Source organism: Calothrix sp. NIES-3974 (assembly GCF_002368395.1).
Taxonomy (GTDB): Bacteria; Cyanobacteriota; Cyanobacteriia; order Cyanobacteriales; family Nostocaceae; genus NIES-3974.
In genome coordinates this window covers 3,195,241-3,215,920 of the sequence record NZ_AP018254.1, presented here as the reverse complement: position 1 = coordinate 3,215,920, position 20,680 = coordinate 3,195,241, and the positions used below count along the sequence as shown (strand labels likewise).

Sequence of the window (20,680 nt, the reverse complement as noted above, 5' to 3'; positions counted from 1 at the left end):
ACATGATCAAATAATTATTGTCGGAATTCGGGTTACAATAATTCTGATAATAATGAACCTCCCCTATCCCATCTCCTATATTTTTCTTCTAATACCAATTCCAACTATGAGACGTAGCAATGCTACATCTCTACAAAATTGCAATGCTATGTCTCTACAAAATTGCAATGCTACGTCTCTACAAAATTTATTTGTTGTATTTTGGGAAAAATTCGTATAACTTCTTACCTCCTGTCTCCTTCCTATTTGTTAAAATAACTACATTTAGAAAATTTTTAAAAATATCATCCCTAACAACTTGACAAAAATAAATATGAGCAAAATAGAGGCAACCAGATACAGCTAAAATTTGCAATTATTTTGATATTAATCATGGTTGCTACAACAGAAACTGTCGAGCGTCGGTTAACGATACAAACGGTAGAGATTGCACCCAACACGACAGCGATTCGTTCGTTGGATTGGGATCGCGATCGCTTTGATATTGAGTTTGGGTTACAGAACGGGACGACCTATAATTCCTATTTAATTAAGGGGGAAAAAACGGTTCTGGTTGATACTTCCCATACCAAGTTCCGGGATTTATATTTACAAACCTTAAAAGGTCTTGTGAATCCCAAGGAGATTGATTATATAATTGTTAGTCATACTGAACCTGACCATAGTGGTTTAGTCGGAGATGTATTAGAAATTGCACCTAGAGCCACAGTTTTAGCTTCAAAAGTGGCGCTACAATTTTTGGAAAACCTGGTTCATGACCCTTTTAGTAAGCGGATTGTCAAATCAGGCGATCGCATTGATATTGGTGGTGGTCATTGTATCGAATTTATCAGTGCGCCAAATTTACACTGGCCAGATACAATTTTTAGCTTCGACCACAAAACCAAAATTCTCTACACCTGTGATGCCTTCGGGATGCACTACTGTAGTCATGATACCTTTGATGTGGATTTGGAAGCAATTGAACCTGATTTCCGCTTTTACTACGATTGCTTGATGGGACCAAATGCGCGATCGCTAATTAATGCCATGAAGAAAATGGCAGAATTAGGGGAAATCAAAATCATCGCCAATGGTCATGGTCCTTTACTATACCATCACCTAGAATTTTTACGGGAGCGCTACCAAGCTTGGAGTAATGTCCAAGCGAAAGCAGAAACTATCGTCGGCATGTTTTATGTTCCCAATTACGGCTATGCTGATCATGTTGCCCATGCACTTACCCACGGAATCCAAAAAACCGGGGTGGGAGTGGAAACCCTCGATATCAGTACCGCAGACCACCAGGAAATTCAAGAATTAGCTGGACGTGCAGCTGGTATAATCATCGGGATGCCAGCGAGTGCCAATGTTGCTGCTCAAGCCGGAATTAGTTCCCTGTTAGCTGTGGTCAAACCTAAACAATTTGTCGGCTTCTTCGAGTGCTTCGGTGGGGACGATGAACCCATTTCCCCCTTGCGTAAACGCTTTGTAGACTTGGGGATTAAAGAAGGCTTTAGCGCCATTAAAATCAAAGAAACACCCACCACCAACACCCTAACAGCATGGGAAGAACGGGGAAGTGAATTTGGACAGGTTTTAGTACGCGATCGCAATCTCAAACAGGTGAAAGCCCTTGATGTGAATATGGAAAGGGCCCTGGGACGGATTAGTAATGGTTTATACATCATCACCAGTGAAAAAAACGGCACAAAAAGCGCCATGCTCGCATCATGGGTTGCTCAAGCTAGTTTACAACCATTAGGGTTCACCGTTGCCGTAGCCAAAGATAGAGCCATTGAAGCATTTATGCAGGTTGGTGACAGTTTCGTGTTGAACGTGTTGGAAGAGGGTAATTACAAAGACCTGAAAAAACATTTCCTCAAGCGTCTCCCCCCAGGTGTGGATCGATTTAGCGGTATTAAAACCCAGGTAGCTCAAAATGGCGCACCTATCCTGACTGATTCCCTAGCTTATATTGAATGTGAAATCGTAGACCGGATGGAATGTAGTGACCACTGGATAGTCTACTGTCACGCAAAGGAAGGAAGAGTGGCTAAAAATGAAGGACTCACAGCAGTCCGTCACCGGAAAGTGGGAAATTACTACTAATTTGGGAGTAGGGAGTAGAGATGACCCATCGGGTCGTCTCCAGGAAGTTGGGTTTTTGCGTAAATACCTGGAAAATAAGATAACCACCTTCCCAAACCGATTTTTCACCCCGCAGAAAATTTAAAATTTTAATTTGGCATTTTTATTAAATGTAGAGACGCGATATATCGCGTCTCTAGACAACGTGAAATTTTCAATTCATATTCCGCAACGCCACAATTATTATTTTGGGTGACGAAAATCCAAAATCTAAAATCTAAAATCCAAAATCCAAAATCCAAAATCCAAAATTAAAGACGACCCGACGGGTCGTCTCTACGGATATCCAAAATCCCCCTCATCCCTTCACACACCATCCAAATTGATCACCATGACTGATACAATTTCTCGTGAATTACGACCCCGTGACGTTCAAGTATTACCCATTGCTACAGATACAACAGTTTTACGCGCTCGTAGTTGGACACGACAACGATTTGAAATTGAATATGCTCTCGGACGGGGTACTACTTGCAATTCCTACGTGATTCAAGGTCACAAAACTGCTGTAATTGACCCACCTCCGGAAACGGTGACGGATATTTATCGTGAGGCTTTACGACGCTGTTTAGAGTTGGAAACTATTGATTATGTGATTATCGGTCACTTTAATCCGAATCGCATGGCTTCTTTGAGGTTTTTATTGGAAATTGCACCGAATCTGACTTTTGTGACTTCGGTGATGGGTGCGAGATATTTACGTCAAGCTTTTGCCAATGAGAATTTATCCGTGCTGGAAATGCGAGGTAAGGAAACCCTCGATTTAGGTAAGGGTCATATTTTAAAATTTATCCCTACCCCCAGTCCGCGATGGATTGAAGCACTTTGTACCTACGACCAACAAACCCAAATTCTCTATACCGATAAATTATTTAGTGCCCATGTCTGCGGTGATGATATCTTTGATGAAGACTGGGATAAATATAAACAAGACCAACGCTATTTTTATGATAGCGTCATGGCCCCTAATGCTCCCCATGTCAAGGCTGCTCTAGAGAAAATTTCTGATTACCCCGTGCGGATGTACGCAGTGGGAAATGGCCCTTTAATTCGCTATGGTTTACTCGAATTAACCAAATCCTACACGGAATGGAGCCATTCCCAAGCCACCAGAGAAATCCGTGTCGCCTTATTATACGCTTCCGCCTACGGAAATACAGCCACCCTTGCGCAAGCCTTTGGCTTAGGTTTAACAAAAGCTGGTGTAGCCGTTGATTTGTTAAACTGCGAGTTTGCTACAACCGACGAAATCCGTACAACCCTAGAAAAAGCCGACGGGTTTATTATTGGTTCCCCCACCATTGGTGGCCATGCACCCACCCCCATCCACACAGCCCTAGGAATTATTTTAGCCCTAGCAGATACTAGTAAACCCGCAGGTGTATTTGGTTCCTACGGGTGGAGTGGGGAAGCCTTTGACTTGATTGAAGGTAAGCTCAAGGAAGCTGGATATCGATTGGCATTCCCCACCATGCGTGTCCGCTTTAAACCCTCCGACCCAATCTTGAAGGAATGTGAAGAAACCGCTATCGACTTTGCCCAATCCCTGAAACGCGCTCGTCGGCAAAGATTACCCCAAACCGCAGCTTCTCCCCTGGAACAAGCGGTTGGTCGGATTGTGGGTTCGGTATGTATTATTACCGCCAAACAGGGTGATATTGCTACGGCAATGATGGGTGCATGGATATCCCAAGCAACTTTTAATCCTCCCGGTTTAACAATTGCGATCGCAAAAGATCGAGCGATTGAATCCCTGATGTATGCTGGTGGAAAATTGGTGGTAAATATTCTGGGTGAGAAAAACCATCAAGAATATATTCGCCATTTCCGGAAAAATTTTGCTCCGGGAGAAGATAGATTTGCCGGATTTGATACCAGTGTGGCAGCCAATGGTTGTACTATTTTTAATGATGCGATCGCCTATTTGGAGTGTACAGTCAATAAGCGTTTGGAATGTGGCGACCATTGGGTAATTTATGCTATTGTTGATGATGGCAAGGTCTTGGAAGCGAATGAATTAACTGCTATTCACTATCGTAAATCTGGCAGTTATTATTAATGACGGTTTGAGATGCTTTGAAATCAGAATAGCGCAGATAAATTTTATGAGTAGAGACGTAATATATTACTATATTACGTCTCTACTACAGTGTCGGAACCTATCAAGCACTACCAGTGAAAGTAACTTCGGGAAATTTCAATTGAGCTTCGGAAATTGGACGGTTTCTACCTTCCTCTTGCCAATAGTTAATGACTTCGGTGGCTTTGTTGAGTAACTCTACCCGATCCATTTCACTGATCCAATGCTTGGCTTCAAGTTCTTTTTTTAATTCTTCCCAAGCATCGTTTCTGGGCCAAAAAAAGTATTTTGTTAAAGGACTAGTACCTTTACCAACAACTTGATCCACGGCTAGAGCAACATTTTCGTCCAGCCAAAGAATTTTCAAGATAAATTTCGACAATCAAGACCTCCGGGATGTCCCGCTCTCGTTTTACTCTACTTTTGTGTTGCTATTGCCATTGGGAAAACATCATCATTAGATTTTTTGATGCTGCTTTCACAATTTCCGGTAATAGCGTTGCGATAGCCTATTCTAACTCAAGACCTTGCTCTGTGGGTGAATTAATCTCAAAATAGTTTCTACCTGGATTATTTATAAATTCCCAAAATTTGCAGAGAGTAGAGACGACCCAACGGGTAGTCTCCAGGAGAATAGTAGAAAATTATACTTTCAACATGATTTGCAACTCTGGAAGTAGCCAGAATGCTTCTAGCTGTTTTTGTATTTGTATCACTGACTGCTTGCAGTATAACCCATTACTTTTCACGTCTCACATTTTATCCCATTCCCAACTTCTGCAATACTGGTCGGGTGGATACCACATGACGCTCTAGACCTAATTCCTGGGGACTTATACCTAAAGCCAAGGCGACTAACTGGGGTAAATGGAGAATCGGTAATCCCAGTTGCTGACCAATGGTTTTTTCGACCTCCGGTTGACGGGAATCCAAATTGAGATGACACAGGGGACAGGGGGTGACAATACAATCCGCACCAGCTGCGATCGCTTCTTGAATATGTTTGCCTGCCATTTTAAAGGATTCAGTGGTGGCATAGCTAGATATGGGCCAACCACAACATTGGGTACGTCCTTGATAGTAAATTGGTTCTGCTCCCACCGCAGTAAATATTGATTCCATTGCCTGGGGATGAAAAGGATTGTCGTCACGGGAAAACTTTTGCGATCGCAGTAAGTAACATCCGTAAAATGCCGCACATTTCAAACCAGTCAGTTTGCGGGTGACACGATTGGCGATCGCCTCAATCCCATAATCTTGAATTAAAGCATACAGTAAATGCTTGACTTGGGTATTCCCCCGATAGGGTAAACAACCTTCCTGCTGCAACAAATCATTAACCTGGTGGAAATAGGGAGAATTGCGATCGCGCTCTGCCTTCAATCGCTCGTCCACATGACCAATTACCCCTTGACAGGTGCTACAGTGGGTTAACATTGGCAAGTTTAATTCTTCCGCTAGGGCAATATTCCTTGCATTCACCGTGTCTTCCAAAAGTTGGGAATCTTCCTTAAAAGTCCCGGATCCACAACAAGCTGCTTTTTTTAATTCAATTAATTCAATCCCCAGTCTACCAGCAAGGGCAACTGTCGCTAAATGCAATTCACCACAAGCTCCCTGAGCTACACATCCGGGAAAATAAGCATATTTGAGGGGTACTGACTGAGATACCATAAAAAAATAGTTATAAAGTGATTGTTTACCCTTGACATTAACTGTTCTATCATTACTAACAGTCGAATAGTTACATCAGCCGCGAATAAACCTATAGTTTGATGAAGAAAAACACAAACAAATAAAATCAGCTAAATCAAACTTTTTTGCCAATATCATCAACATCTCTATAAATTTCCCCCATGAACAAAGGTAAGCAGATAGTACAAAAGTTTTAAAAAATAAACTGTGGATTCAGAGCATATACGGATGATCGCGCTTTCCGATAAGATGTATATGCTCTAAAATCGTGTCGTTGTCAACGCGAGATAACTATAAACTTATTGTTGGAGTATTTTATCCATGAGTCAGACGGAAATTTTTGAAAAAGTCAAGAAAATTGTGGCAGATCAACTCAGCGTTGAGGCTGATACCATTAACCCCCAATCCCATTTTGCCAATGATTTGGGTGCGGATTCCCTGGATACGGTGGAATTGGTAATGGCACTGGAAGAGGAATTTGATATTGAAATTCCCGATGAAGCTGCCGAAAAAATCACTACCGTCCAAGAAGCGGTTGACTACATCAACAATAAGGTTGCAGCCTCTGCATAGTTATTGCTGTCGCAAATTCCCAATTTTTTCTGTGCAGGGCAGGGTATGCTGTTACTTTACATACATTTCTGGAATATATGTTGAGATATTTGGAGCCACACCAGGCGTTTTTATCCTAACTCAAGGTCAATACCCAGATTTCTCACAGACTCCTCAAACTTTCAGTTAGTAGGGAGTGGGGAGTAGGAATTAGGAAGCGCAAATAGACTATATTTTTTGTTTGCGTCCAAACAACATGGGGACTCCCTTGCTCTAAATGCAGGAATACATCGCTGCAAGATGTGACGTGGAAACATGTATACTTGCGGTGTTCTGGAAATGTTTATGGTAAGGAACAGCAAATCTTGACTCGGCACGGTCTTTCATAAATAGCCACCAAACTTAGAATCATGACAGAAATAGAACGTAAACGCGTTGTTGTCACGGGTGTTGGCGCGATTACACCGATTGGCAATACATCCGCCGCATATTGGTCTGGGTTAGTCAACGGACACAACGGAATTGGCGAAATTACTTTATTTGATGCTTCTCATCATGATTGTCGCATCGCTGGCGAAGTGAAAAATTTCGATCCAGAGGATTATATGGATCGAAAGGAAGCCAAACGGATGGATCGATTTTCCCAGTTTGGAGTCTCAGCTGCAAAACAGGCTTTGGCGGATGCCAATTTGGTGATTAATGACCTCAACGCCGAACAAATAGGTGTGATTATTGGTTCTGGGGTTGGTGGTATTAAAGTGATGGAAGACCAACAAACCGTCTACTTGAACCGAGGTCCTGACCGGTGTAGTCCCTTTATGATTCCGATGATGATTGCCAATATGGCAGCAGGTTTAACGGCAATCCACACCGGTGCAAAGGGACCAAATTCCTGTGCGGTGACGGCTTGTGCTGCTGGTTCCAATGCCATTGGTGATGCTTTTCGGATTATCCAGAATGGTTATGCCCAAGCGATGATTTGTGGCGGTTGTGAGGCTGCCATTACACCCTTGTCGGTGGCGGGATTTGCAGCTTGTAAGGCTTTGTCCTTCCGTAACGATCAGCCCCAAAAAGCGAGTCGTCCCTTTGACAAAGACCGGGATGGTTTTGTGATGGGGGAAGGTGCGGGTGTTTTGATTTTGGAAGAATTACAACATGCCTTGAGTCGTGGGGCCAGAATTTACGCGGAAATAGTTGGTTACGGGATGACCTGTGATGCCTATCATATGACCTCCCCCGTTCCCGGTGGTGAAGGGGCTGCAAGGGCAATTCGCATGGCTTTGAAGGATGGTGGTCTTGACCCCAACATGATTGATTATATCAATGCCCACGGCACTAGTACCCCTGCCAATGATGTGAATGAAACGGCTGCAATTAAAAGTGTGTTAGGGGAACATGCCTATAAAGTCGCTGTAAGTTCTACCAAGTCCATGACGGGGCATTTATTGGGTGGTTCCGGTGGTATTGAAGCCGTTGCTACAGTTTTGGCTATCGCTAACGGAGTGATTCCCCCCACGATAAACCTGGAAAACCCAGACCCAGATTGTGATTTAGACTACGTACCCCAAACCAGTCGCGTCCAAGCTTTAAATGTAGCTCTATCTAATTCTTTTGGATTTGGTGGGCATAATGTCACCTTGGCGTTTAAAAAGTACGCTGAAGCCAAGTAGTTATGGATGGACAATGGGGGTTGGGTAGGGTGTGAGATTAATTTCAAGAATTTTCTTTCCTTGTCTACTTCGTAGACCTGCAAAGCGCAGTTTCTCTGATGCAGGGGTAAGGGATGAAACCAAAAGATTTTTCCTATCCTGCTTTGGGAACTGCTTTCCACCCACCAATTAGGGGTTGTCAATTTTTGCAACCCACTTCTTTGGTAAAATAACATGCGGTAAATTCAGTCCAATAGACAACGGATATAGGTTGCGATCGCGCATACAATAAATCCAAAAGTAAATTTAGAAAATCCCATCAAATACGGCTTGTCCGTCCACAAACACCAATGGGATGATAGGTATAACTGCTCATGAACATGGAATCGGTGGTTGGTGGCAAAAGTTGTCTGGTGGTTAGCGGTTGACCGTTGATGGTTAACTGTCACCCGATTCGACATTCCCAAACAAGTAAAAATCACCAAACCCCTTCCAGGGAAAGAGCAGTAGATAAGAATCATAGTGCTAACCCGTCGTTAAAAATTTGAGAGATTATGGCTGTTGCAACCCAAACCCTTGAAGAACTTTGTATCAATTCGATTCGCTTCCTGGCTATCGATGCTGTCGAAAAAGCAAAATCCGGACACCCAGGATTACCGATGGGTGCAGCGCCAATGGCGTTCGTACTTTGGGATAAATTCATGCGGTTCAACCCCAAAAATCCCAAATGGTTCAATCGGGATAGATTCATCTTGTCGGCGGGTCACGGCTCAATGTTGCAGTATGCTCTGCTCTATTTGACAGGTTTCGACAGCGTGACGATTGAGGAAATTAAACAATTTCGTCAGTGGGAATCTAAAACCCCCGGTCACCCAGAAAACTTTGTCACCCCCGGAGTAGAGGTTACCACCGGACCCCTAGGACAGGGTATTGCCAATGGTGTCGGTTTAGCAATGGCTGAAGCTCACCTGGCTGCGAAATACAACAAACCCGATGCCAAAATCGTTGACCACTATACTTACGTGCTTTTGGGTGACGGTTGCAACATGGAAGGGGTTTCTGGTGAAGCTTGTTCCTTGGCTGGTCACTTGGGGTTAGGTAAACTAATTGCTTTATACGACGATAACCACATCTCCATCGACGGTTCTACCGATGTGGCATTTACCGAAGATGTTTCCTTGCGCTTTGAAGCCTATGGCTGGCACGTTCTCCATGTCAAAGATGGTAACACTGACCTCGATGCGATCGCCAAAGCCATTGAAGAGGCGAAAAAAGTCACCGACAAGCCCTCGATGATTAAGGTGACTACCACCATCGGTTATGGTTCTCCCAAAAAGGCTAACACCGCAGGTGTTCACGGTTCGGCTTTAGGTGCGGAAGAAGTCGAAGCCACCCGGAAAAATTTACATTGGGAATTGCCTCCCTTTGAAGTACCCCAGGATGTGCTAGACCACATGCGCAAGGCAATAGAACGGGGTGCAAAGGCAGAAAGCGAGTGGAACCAACTTTTTGCCGAATACAAGGCTAAATATCCCCAAGAAGCAGCCTCCTTTGAACGCCAAATCAGTGGCCAATTACCTGAAGGTTGGGACAAAGTTTTACCCACCTACACCCCAGAAGATAAAGGTGTGGCTACCCGGAAACATTCGGAAACCTGTTTAAATAAATTAGCAGCCGTATTACCCGAATTAATCGGTGGTTCCGCTGACCTCACCCACTCCAACTTAACCGAAATCAAGGGTGAAGGGGACTTCCAAAAAGGACAATACCAAAATCGCAATATCCACTTTGGTGTCCGTGAACACGCAATGGGAGCTATTTGTAATGGTATGGCCCTGCACGGTTCCGGATTGATTCCCTACGGTGCGACTTTCCTCATTTTCACCGACTACATGCGAGCAGCGATTCGTCTATCAGCCCTTTCCCTCGCTGGAACCATCTGGGTCATGACCCACGATTCCATTGGTCAAGGTGAAGACGGTCCAACCCACCAACCTGTAGAAACCCTGGCTTCTTTGCGAGCTATTCCTAACCTCACCGTTATCCGTCCGGCTGATGGTACAGAAGTATCAGGAGCCTACAAGGTGGCGATTGAAAAAGCGAAAAAGAATAATCCCACCTTGTTGGCATTCTCCCGACAAAACCTCCCCAACCTTGCGGGTACTTCCATTGAAGGTGTCACCAAAGGTGCGTATACCGTTGTGGATAGTGAAGGTACACCCGATTTGATTTTGATTGGGACTGGTTCGGAATTGAATCTATGTATAACTGCGGCAGAAAAATTAACCGCCGAAGGTACAAAGGTTCGTGTTGTTTCCATGCCATCCTGGGAGTTATTTGCGGAACAGGATGCAGCTTACCAAGAATCCGTACTACCCAAAGCTGTGACTAAGCGGGTATCGGTGGAAGCAGGTGTGAGTTTTGGTTGGCACAAGTACATTGGTACGGAAGGTGCAGCTGTGAGTATCGAACGTTTTGGTGCATCTGCTCCCGGTGCGGTTTGTATGGAGAAATTTGGCTTTACTGTGGATAATGTGATTGCAACAGCTAAAGGTATTTTGTAATTAATGTCAGTTGATTAATTAATGAATTAGGTTCCAAGGGGTGGGTAAAAATGCCCACCTTTTATTTTTATTAACGATTCCAAAAATGTTTGAAACACATCTGGAATGTGAGACGTAGCAGTGCTACATATACTACATATAAAGGTAACGTGAGTACTCCTGGGTCGTAGCGAGCGACGACGGATTCAAATAACCCCTCTCCAAACCTTTCCCCCTCTTGGAGAGAGGCTTGGAAAACATTGATTTTTGGTTAAAACTACGGATTTTTCTGCTCCTCTCCATCCTGGAGAGGGGTTGGGGTGAGGTTCATCGAACTCACGTTAAAGATAAGACGTAGCAGTGCTACGTCTCTACAAAATTTCACAAAATCGATCTGTGGCATTTATTTTTCAAACTGGTATATCCAAAATCCAAAATCTAAAATCCCTTGATTTTCCCTGCTTCCACGGTGATAACCTGTGATGATTTTAACCATTGCGCATCAAATGCACCTAAATGGGTTGTAGTAATCAGGGTTTGAAAGCGTTCTTGAATGGCATCGAGAAGTTGATTTTGACGGGATGGATCGAGTTCAGCAAGGACATCATCCAGGAGGAGGAGGGGTGGTTCACCGACCACATCCTCAATTAACTGTAATTCGGCTAATTTTAAAGCTAACACTAAAGTTCTTTGCTGTCCCTGGGAACCGTAGAGACGAGCGGGTGTCTGGTTAATAATTAATTCGATTTCGTCGCGGTGGGGTCCGACTAAAGTTGTATTTTGATGTAATTCCGCGATCGCTCGACTGTGAATTTTCTCTAAAAAGGCTGTATGAATCTGTTCTGGTTCCTCCCTGTCTAGGGGAACATTGGGTACATACTTAATAGTTAATTCTTCAGTGCTACCACTGATATTTTGATGCCAAGCTGTAGCTAAAGGAGCAAGACGTTGGAGGGCGCGATCGCGTCTTCTGATGACCCTGGTACCAGCGATTGCCAGTTGGGTATCCCAGACTGCTAATTCGGTTTTGACTAAATCTAGATTGCCATTTTCGGCGTAGTGACGTAAAAAAGCATTGCGCTGACGTAGTACTTTATTATACTGTTGGCAAATATGGGCATACACTGGTTCTAGTTGAACTAACAAGGTATCAAGCCAATGACGACGGTTGTCAGGTCCACCCCGCACCAGTTCTAAATCTAGGCTGGAAAATTCTACTGCATTCACCACCCCCAGAAAATCCATCTGTCGGCGTAAATTTTCACCATTGAGGTTAACGGTGCGTCTACCATTGCGTCGTAAAGTTAATTTAAGTTCACTGATACCAGTTTCCCGTTTTAGGGAAGCTTGAATGATTCCCGCATCCGCACCATCTTGAACCAAATCGCGATCGCGAGCCATACGATGGGTGCGTAGGGTTGCTAATAATTCCACCGCTTCCAATAAATTTGACTTTCCCTGGGCGTTATTCCCTAATAAAATCGTTTTCGGGGCAGTAAATTCGACAAACTGCTCCTGATAATTACGAAATTGACGAAGATATAGCGATCGCAAAAACATGAATCAACGGGAAGTGGAAGTCAGGATACAGGATACAGAATACCCCATTCATCGAATTTAGGCTTAATCGCGAAAACAGCATGAACAGACTAAACTATTCTCATAATTTTTGTCACGCACGGATTCGGTAGTGTTCCCCGTTCCCTATTTTCCCCTAGTTTACCCGTCGATTCTCAGCAATTTTTAGCTGACGCAATCAACTGTTAGGCGTTAAACTGTCCTTAGCACCCAAGTTGGAATCTCGATTTATCCGTTCTACTTAGCTCAAAGTTTACCCATCCATCGGTAAGGGGTTGTGGGGAAAGCCCTCGGCTAATCATCAAATCGAAGCTCCTTGAAACCGGAATTAAGGAACTGAACACATGTTAATTTGCCCTCAGTGTAATTTTGAAAACCCGAATGCTAATAAGTTTTGTCAAAATTGTGGCACTTCCTTGACGGAAAAACCATGTCATCACTGCGGTGTCGATGTACCAGTGAATGCACAGGAATGTCAAAATTGTGGTGCCTTTTGCGGTGTGGTTTGGTTGGCAATTATTGCACTGAATCCGATTGCGGAAAATCACGGTGGAAATGGGAGTGATTTATCACTGACTGCTGCGGAAAATCCTGACCAGGAAGGAGAAAGCTCCATATCCTCTCCTGTCACCCTATCACAAGAGTTCCCTGTATTGTCAACGGGGGAATTTCTCGATCCACAACAACGTTACCGCTTATTGGAACCCCTGGACTGTAATCGACTAACGGAAGGAGAAATTTGTGTACAGGTACTGGACTCCCAACCTTTTCAAGTTACGTTTTTACATGCTTTAATTAGCAACCCTAGTCAGGAAATTGTGGATGCAATCAGCCAAAGGCTTAAGGCTGATTCTCCGAATATTCCTGCCATTGCTCAACCCTATCTAGCTCTCCAATCCTATTCCCATTTGGGTATTCCGGCAATTCATGATGCATGGCAACAGGGAAATATCCAAGTTGTTTTAATCGAGGAACGTTCCCATTTACCCCATGTGTTGGAACTATGGCAACAGGAACAGACGACGATGTTACAAATTGTCCATTATTTCCAGCAGATGAGTCAACTGTGGGAAATTTTACAGCCTTTTAAATGTCGCCAAAGTTTATTATTCATCGATAATTTACGATTTGACGAAGACCAAGCCCTTTCTCTACAACGGCTTCACATTGATGATTTTACCATTCCTTGTGATTCGATTGACGATACTTCCCCATCTTGTCTCCCTGAAGATCCATTCCTGGAGAATGAATTCCCCATCCAAGCTTTAGGAAGGGTTTGGCATCAATTATTTAAACAATCCCAACGAACCCAATTTGGCACTTTGATGCATTTACTGGGGGAAATGGAACTGGGAAACATTGATAGCCTCCAAGAAGTCCAATCCAGTCTCAAAGCGATCGCGGAGGAATTACAACCAATTACCCCGGAAATAAACACCGATGATGATGTCACAGAAGCCTTCACGAGTATTGGAAATGTCCCTGCTTCTACGCTGTTGCAATCAACTGCTAGCCCAGACAATGAAAATAAAGGCGATGATTTACCCACGCTAGTTTTACCCATGCAACTTTCCCAACTTGACCATGCAGGACTAACGGATGTTGGCCGTCAACGTGACCATAATGAAGATTATTTTGGCATAGATACGAGAATCAGTAAAATTGAACTACCTCGCACACGGGCGATCGCTGCACGGGGATTATATATCCTCTGTGATGGGATGGGGGGTCATGCTGGTGGTGAGGTGGCTAGTGAGTTGGCTGTAAATACCCTCCAGAAGTATTTCCAAATCTACTGGGATACTCCGAAATTACCCACCGAAGCCATTATCCGCCAAGGGATTCGCGAAGCAAATCAGGCAATTTTTGACCGTAATCAACAGGATGCTCGTTCCGGTGTTGCTCGCATGGGAACCACCTTAGTCATGTTGATGTTACAGGATAATAATATTGCCGTTGCCCATGTTGGTGATAGCCGCCTATACCAATATACCCGCAAACATCATCTGAAACAAATTACGGTTGACCACGAAGTCGGACAACGGGAAATTAGTAGAGGTGTGGAAGCGGATATTGCCTATGCTCGTCCTGATGCTTATCAGCTGACGCAAGCTCTTGGTCCTCGTGACGATAACTTTGTTGAACCTGATGTCCAATTTTTCCAAATCCAAGAGGATACTTTGTTTATCCTCGCTTCTGACGGTTTATCGGACAATCAGTTAATTGAAACCCATTGTCACACCCATTTGGAACCCCTACTATCTTCGAGTGCAAGTTTAGAAAAAGGAGCAAAAGACCTCATCGATTTAGCCAATAAATACAATGGGCACGATAATATTACTACGGTACTGATTCGTGCCAAAGTCCGTCCCGTGGTGAGTTAATTTTCAAGCAATACGTTCAAGGAGAAGATCGGTGTGGAGGGAAAGTAGTACCTAATACCCAACTCTCTTTCAAGTCAGGAATGAGCTATTTTCTTGTTTGCTTGTGTCTAAACAACATGGGAGACTGTTTTGATATGGGGACAAAAAGTACCAGGGTACAGGAAGGTAGTTGAGTAATTTGATAATACGGAGTGAAGTTTGTTAAATTTATTTTTAGTCGAGATATGGTGCAAGATGTTGATTTAAGGTCAATCAGTATTTAAAAAGTAAAAAGTCTCACATATACTCAGGACTCACCCCAGGACAATCTAAACACTGTCATTGCACTTCTTCGCGTAGCGAATCGACCGCAGGGTCGTAAGGAAGCAATTCCAAACACCTGATTTCTCGTCACGAGTGCATAAGTCCTAGTGCTTTCAACGGTCATCAACGGAGCTTTTCGTTGAGATGGTTAATAGTTACAGCTCAACTGTCAGCCATCAACAGTTAACAAACCAAAAGGAATATAGATCAACCTGTGAAGTATATCTAAACTTGGCATGAGAATGTGATTACACTTACTCTGTTAGACCCGCAAAACCATACACCACTCCAAACATGGAGTTTCAGCAACGAGTCTGTGATTCGCATTGGTCGTGCGACAGATAACGATATTGTGATTATGGATGATTTGGTTTCTCGCCATCATCTCCAACTACTACCAATTAATTCTGCTCAAAACACTCCTGTCTGGCAATTGGTAAATCAGGGTATTAATGGTACCTATGTTAATGGTGTTGCAGTGACCCGTTCCCAATTGCCTGCACAAGCTCAATTACAATTAGCTAAGGGTGGTCCAATTCTGCGTTTTGAAGCCACAATTCCACCCCCAACCCCATCGGTTTCTGTAAGCCATCCAACCTGTACCCACGAAGGTAATCCCGCAAGTAATCTTTTCTGTATCCACTGCGGACAACCTCTTAATGTCCAAAAAACTATCCGTAACTACCAAGTATTACGTACCCTGGGACAAGGGGGAATGGGAACAACCTATCTTGCATGGGATGGGGAGGGTAAAATCGTCGGTTTTTCCCAATTACTCGTTCTCAAACAAATGAATGCGGACATGGCTAAAATTGCCAAAGCTCAAGAGTTATTTGAACGGGAAGCAAACATCCTCAAATCCCTGCAACACGAAGGTATCCCCCGCTATTACGATTTTTTTGTGGAGGATGGGAAAAAGTATTTGGCAATGGAACTAATCCACGGTCAAGATTTAGAGAAACATATTATTTACAAAGGAACCGTCACTCCTAATCAAGCAATTGAATGGATGATTCAAACCTGCGAAGTCTTAGAATACCTCCACAGTCAAGAACCACCATTAATCCACCGTGATATCAAACCAGCCAACCTGATGGTACGCAACAGCAATAATCGCATCGTCGTGTTAGATTTTGGTGCTGTCAAGGAAAGTAGCAACTTACCCGGTACAAGAATTGGTGCAGAAGGCTATTGCGCTCCAGAACAGGAACGCGGTCAACCCCTCACCCAATCAGACTTGTATGCAATTGGTCCAACCTTAATTTTTTTACTCAGTGGTGAAAGCCCCTTTAAATACTATCGTCCCCGGGGACGTACTTTTCGTTTTGAAATCAATTCTATCCCCTCCATTACCCCCGAACTACGTCAGGTAATTGACAAGTTAACAGAACCCCTACCACGCGATCGCTATCAAACTGCAAGAGAAGTCATTGCAGCTTTATCAAACATTAACTAGGGTTTGCGGAAAAAGTCTGAAGCGTGAGGGTAGGGAGCAGGGAGTATTCTTAACGCTGCGGATTTAACTTTAATTGGGATTATTCGTGGGGAATAAAAGTTTTTAAAAACCTCCCTAATACAGGTTGGCGAAAATAAACCGAGTATTAATTTAGTCACAACTTGATATATATCTAGTGACTATGCTCTGGGTGGTCACTCAGTCAGCGAGGTCTACTGCCTTCATTCACGAGGTCAGAACCTCGTAGGTTCCGCACCCACGCGGAGCATGGGTGCGAGGCAAATTGGCAAATTATTAATTTTTAATTACGAATTACGAATTATCTAGTGACTATGCTCTGGGTAGTCACTCAGTTAACGAGGTCTACTGCCTTCATTCACGAGGTCAGAACCTCGTAGGTTCCGCACCCACGCGGAGCATGGGTGCGAGGGAAGCGGATCGACTGAAGGGTAATCCAAAATCCAAAATCCAAAATCCTTAATACCCCTCCTCCTCATATTCCGGTTGCTTCTCCTTGACCTTCTGGGGAATATTAATCGGTTGGGGAGCATCATCATCCCACGCATCCTTCTCCAGGTCGTGGTCAATGTAATCCTCAGCCTTCACCTCATCCACCGGTACACTATAACTATCCTTCCCTGTAGCTTCACTCCAATTATCTTCCTCCTCCTCATCATCGTAGTATGCCGGTTCCGGTTCCGGACGTGCTTCCATCACCTGACGACGGGGGGGTTCCTCTTCGTAATAATCCTCATCCCAAACTTCCTCTTCCACTGGTTCCGGTTCCCGCAGTTTTTGTCGCGGTGGTTCTAGGGGTATACCACTGGGAAGTTGGTTTGATGGGGCGATCGCTTTTGGCATGGCGTATTCCTCATCCCCATCCCGTTCCCAAGGTGCGCGACCAATCCCCAAGCTCTCCAGGATACCAACACTCAGTTGATTTACCCTTTCCTCTGCTCCTTCAAACACGATTAACCGATTCGGTCCAGTACTAACCACCTCATCAATGGAAATTTCGTAGGTGCTAATCAACCGGTCGGGGATTTGCGGTAATCCCAGGGAGGCAATAATAATCGACAATAACTTACCATTTTCCCGATGGAAGGTAAATCCACGCACCCGTCCGAGAACTTCTTCGGTTTCGGTAATGACCTCCCAGTTGATGAGATTACTTAACAACTCCACGTCGATATCTTCGATGACATCTTCGTTTTCCACCAGGATGACATCACCGATTTTACTGATGCGGTCAAGATACATGTAACGGGGTATACTGGAAACGGCGATGAGGCTGTCCTTGAGACCAAGGGCTACTACTTCTCGCTGTTCCACATCAACCCAGATTTGATTGACTATTCCTAGCCGTTTTCCGTTGTCACTGGTGACGACCTGGGTGTTTAATATATCGGAGCGTCTGATTTGTTCTGAGGTCATTTATCTACCGAGTCCCGATTCTCGAATCCGGTTTATCCATACAACACTATTAATAACAAAAACTCAAGCGGTTGTATTGCTTGATTGTAATTTTATTCCCAGTACTTGTGAAAGTGGTTGTAAATAGGGAGTAGGGAGTAGGGAGTGGAATGAGATTTTTTTGTAAGGTTGTGTCCCAAGGAAGTGGGGAACTCGCTTGAAAGTGTTGACGCGTAGCTGATCAATCGAAGAATTTAGTGCAAAGGTTCAGTTTCTTTACCGTAGTGGTCTGTCAACTTGATTTTGATTTTGATGGTAGTGGTGCGGACATCCTGCCTGCATTTGATTTATAAATATAATGTATCCATCATTTCTGTTTTAACAAAGCAGTGGGCTGTGGAGAGTGGGGAGCAAGAAAAATCCACTTTCATCTTTTCTCGTGTCAGCTTTACATGTAGGCTAATCCCTGCCAGTTTTAGGGATTGGCTACAAATGCGGGATAAATCCCAGAAACTAAACTTTTCTCTAATTTATCCGTATATTTGATGAAATTCCCATAATTTATACTCAAGATTATTTCAGATTTGACTAGTTAAGTACTGATTATTCCCGCTTAATTCATTTATTCTTCTGGAAAATTACAGTATAAATACTGATACGAAATGGAAATCTAAATGTATTTAAGACTGAAAATCCCTCAAGCACAACTGAGTGCGATCGCGGTTGTCAGGGTATTTACATAGAAGTATTCTCAGGGAAAGCACGTATTTGTTGCTGAATACTCCTCATATTTGTCTTCCTGAGATGAAATCCATGTTTAAGCTTCCCTTTTTCGCTGTATTTTTCACTGGCATCGGCTGCAATTACTTAATTACACCAGCACTCGCAGAAAGTATTAATGTTCAGTTTACGGGCATTGTGGAAAAATATATTTCGATCAATATTTCCTCACCCCCATCAGAAGGATTGGCAATAGACCGGAGCTTTGATGCTGCACGTATCGCAACTAGTTCCCCCAATAGTTTACAAATTCCCCCTGTACCCTATCTCCCAACTGTTCAGGTTAACTCCAGTCAACCAGTAAATATTATTCTCACTTCTACTGAAACACCTGAACAAGTAATCAAAAATCTATCCCCTGGTAAAACGAACCTACAATTACCACTCACCAATTCTCCCCAGTTCCACATCACCGTCGTTCCCCAGTAATTCGTTATACTTTACACGCTGATGCTTTTACTTTTTGGTTTGTTGACTCTTGACAGATGACGTTGAAGCCCGGAGGGGTGACAATCTAGCTTGAAATGTTTATGCAGCAAGGATTATAGAATAGCGATCGCGAAGCGACTCCTACGGAGTATCGCCCTAACTATAAAACTAAATTCAGAGCCAAGTTCAACGGAAAAATAAGGCTTTTGCCCAAAGCTTATTCATAATAGAATCAATAAAGCCGGAAAATGTAGTTTATCTTTTGATGGCAAACTGGCTTAAAACTATTGCTGTATCATAGTTTCGGAAGTTTTCGTCACCCCCCCAGCGTTGAAGCATTAACTTTATGTAATAAATACCTATCCTTTTCAACCACTGCAAATAAAAGGGACTTAAACATTTTTGAGGCAGAAATTAGCTTCAAACCCATACAGGGGAAGGAAAATACATTACAGGCTCAAAAATGCTTGAAACCCAGATATAGCAAAAAACTATTCAAAATTTTAGATGAAGTTGCATATAATTTTTTGCGTGTTTTTGTGTAGCTTGCTTATTGTTCTCGCAGTGCAGAAAGAACTGGAGCTTGGCAATCTTAGCAACTCGTTAACATTGAAGACCATGAGAAGATTATGAGATTGATTCGTCGTTCCTCCTCGCTTCAGACAACTTGCTATGTGCAAGTGCATATTAAAACGGTATAAGAATAAGATAAAACTAATTTAGCTGTTAGGCTTTGCTGAACCCATAACTTTAGTGCAAGAATTTTAAGACTCTAGATTTTTCACAGGCGTACTTGTTTGAGGAAAAAATTTTGAATCCCTGATACAGGTTGCGTTACGCTTTATCCAACAAGCTTTTCTTAGGTTTACATAGCCCCGGCGGCATTTTAGATTATCTTATTTGTAATTTGTCAAGATGTCAATAATCAGTCTGAAAGCCCTATAGTTACGTGGATAAATTGAGAATAGAGTCATTAATATTGAGAATAGACCCATTTTTTTTGTCAATAAGCTGAAAAGGGGAGGAAAAGCAGAATTTGGCATTTTCACTGATTTAAATAACTAATCGTATTATCCGTATTATCTATTTGTAGCAAATTTAATTAACTGACCAAGAATGTATTAAGGATTCATTAAGAAATCACGCCGATAACTAATTCTGCCCAATAATCATATATTTATTTAATCTTGTGCCTTGGAGAATAGGTCATGAACAAAATCATCCCATTTCTAATCGGTGGATTTTTACTCATTGGAACTGTTGGTTGTCAGCAAGGAACCAATAACGCTGACTCCACGGGTACAACCAATGAATCTCCTGTCAATCAAGTTAAGAAAACCGCAGATAAAACTGCTGATGCCGTCAAAAATACAGCAGATAAGGCTTCCACAACAGTGAAAAACACTACTGATGGCGCAAAAACCACAGTGAAGAATGCTGTTGATGGAGCAAAAACTACTGTTAAAAATAATAGCGGAGTTGAAACCATTGTCGCCAATCGCTTGAAAGAGAAATTCCCCAATAGCCAACTTCAGGTCAGCAACAAAGATGGTGTCTTAACTATCTCTGGTGTAGTTCCCAATGAAGAAACATTGAAGAAAATTGCCCCCACTGTTAAGGACTATAAATTCCAAGGCATTAAAGATGTCAAGGTGGAAGCCAAGGTAGCAGATAAAAAACCTCAGTAA

The 20,680-nt window shown here is 43.1% G+C and carries 14 protein-coding genes; 9 read left to right on the top strand and 5 right to left on the bottom strand.

The window, feature by feature from the left end; all coding sequences use genetic code 11:
* The first annotated feature begins 372 nt into the window (after nucleotides 1-372).
* Nucleotides 373-2,091 carry a diflavin flavoprotein gene (locus CDC37_RS12885; RefSeq protein ID WP_096622352.1) on the top strand — a complete coding sequence of 573 codons (1,719 nt, stop codon included), beginning with the start codon at nucleotides 373-375 and terminating at the stop codon, nucleotides 2,089-2,091.
* Between the two features lie 370 nt (nucleotides 2,092-2,461).
* The gene (locus tag CDC37_RS12880; RefSeq protein WP_096622350.1) at nucleotides 2,462-4,189 is read left to right on the top strand and encodes a diflavin flavoprotein; all 1,728 of its coding nucleotides are present in this window, start codon (nucleotides 2,462-2,464) and stop codon (nucleotides 4,187-4,189) included.
* 103 nt (nucleotides 4,190-4,292) lie between these two features.
* Here CDC37_RS12880 and CDC37_RS12875 read toward each other — a convergent pair whose 3' ends face one another.
* Complete coding sequence (locus CDC37_RS12875) at nucleotides 4,293-4,592, bottom strand: 30S ribosomal protein PSRP-3 (protein WP_096622349.1); 300 nt, start codon at nucleotides 4,590-4,592, stop codon at nucleotides 4,293-4,295.
* 377 nt (nucleotides 4,593-4,969) lie between these two features.
* Nucleotides 4,970-5,884, bottom strand: coding sequence for a CoB--CoM heterodisulfide reductase iron-sulfur subunit B family protein (locus tag CDC37_RS12870; protein ID WP_096622348.1), 915 nt, complete (start codon nucleotides 5,882-5,884; stop codon nucleotides 4,970-4,972).
* A 342-nt stretch (nucleotides 5,885-6,226) separates the two neighbouring features.
* Between CDC37_RS12870 and acpP the strand changes: the two genes are divergently transcribed.
* Nucleotides 6,227-6,478 (top strand): acyl carrier protein, encoded by a 252-nt coding sequence (gene acpP, locus CDC37_RS12865; RefSeq protein ID WP_096622347.1) that lies wholly within the window; start codon nucleotides 6,227-6,229, stop codon nucleotides 6,476-6,478.
* Between the two features lie 389 nt (nucleotides 6,479-6,867).
* Nucleotides 6,868-8,127 carry a beta-ketoacyl-ACP synthase II gene (gene fabF / locus CDC37_RS12860; protein ID WP_096622346.1) on the top strand — a complete coding sequence of 420 codons (1,260 nt, stop codon included), beginning with the start codon at nucleotides 6,868-6,870 and terminating at the stop codon, nucleotides 8,125-8,127.
* A gap of 224 nt (nucleotides 8,128-8,351) precedes the next feature.
* Here fabF and CDC37_RS24305 read toward each other — a convergent pair whose 3' ends face one another.
* On the bottom strand, nucleotides 8,352-8,627 hold the full coding sequence (locus CDC37_RS24305; protein WP_157780737.1) for a hypothetical protein: 276 nt from the start codon (nucleotides 8,625-8,627) through the stop codon (nucleotides 8,352-8,354).
* A 33-nt stretch (nucleotides 8,628-8,660) separates the two neighbouring features.
* On the opposite strand from CDC37_RS24305, the gene tkt reads away from it, so the two are divergent.
* Nucleotides 8,661-10,670, top strand: a complete 2,010-nt coding sequence (gene tkt / locus CDC37_RS12855) for a transketolase (RefSeq protein ID WP_096622344.1) — start codon at nucleotides 8,661-8,663, stop codon at nucleotides 10,668-10,670.
* Nucleotides 10,671-11,087: 417 nt separating this feature from the next.
* Here tkt and recF read toward each other — a convergent pair whose 3' ends face one another.
* A complete protein-coding gene (recF, locus tag CDC37_RS12850; protein ID WP_096622343.1) occupies nucleotides 11,088-12,209 on the bottom strand; it encodes a DNA replication/repair protein RecF in 1,122 nt (373 codons plus the stop codon).
* 362 nt (nucleotides 12,210-12,571) lie between these two features.
* On the opposite strand from recF, the gene CDC37_RS12845 reads away from it, so the two are divergent.
* Complete coding sequence (locus CDC37_RS12845) at nucleotides 12,572-14,611, top strand: serine/threonine phosphatase (RefSeq protein ID WP_096622341.1); 2,040 nt, start codon at nucleotides 12,572-12,574, stop codon at nucleotides 14,609-14,611.
* Nucleotides 14,612-15,158: 547 nt separating this feature from the next.
* Entirely contained in the window at nucleotides 15,159-16,370 is a 1,212-nt protein-coding gene (locus CDC37_RS12840) for an FHA domain-containing serine/threonine-protein kinase (RefSeq protein WP_096622339.1), read from the top strand.
* 477 nt (nucleotides 16,371-16,847) lie between these two features.
* On the opposite strand, the gene CDC37_RS12835 is transcribed toward CDC37_RS12840, so the two are convergent.
* The gene (locus tag CDC37_RS12835) at nucleotides 16,848-17,804 is read right to left on the bottom strand and encodes a PRC-barrel domain-containing protein (protein WP_096622338.1); all 957 of its coding nucleotides are present in this window, start codon (nucleotides 17,802-17,804) and stop codon (nucleotides 16,848-16,850) included.
* A 792-nt stretch (nucleotides 17,805-18,596) separates the two neighbouring features.
* Between CDC37_RS12835 and CDC37_RS12830 the strand changes: the two genes are divergently transcribed.
* The gene (locus CDC37_RS12830) at nucleotides 18,597-18,992 is read left to right on the top strand and encodes a hypothetical protein (RefSeq protein WP_157780736.1); all 396 of its coding nucleotides are present in this window, start codon (nucleotides 18,597-18,599) and stop codon (nucleotides 18,990-18,992) included.
* Nucleotides 18,993-20,200: 1,208 nt separating this feature from the next.
* Complete coding sequence (locus tag CDC37_RS12820) at nucleotides 20,201-20,680, top strand: transport-associated protein (RefSeq protein WP_096622333.1); 480 nt, start codon at nucleotides 20,201-20,203, stop codon at nucleotides 20,678-20,680.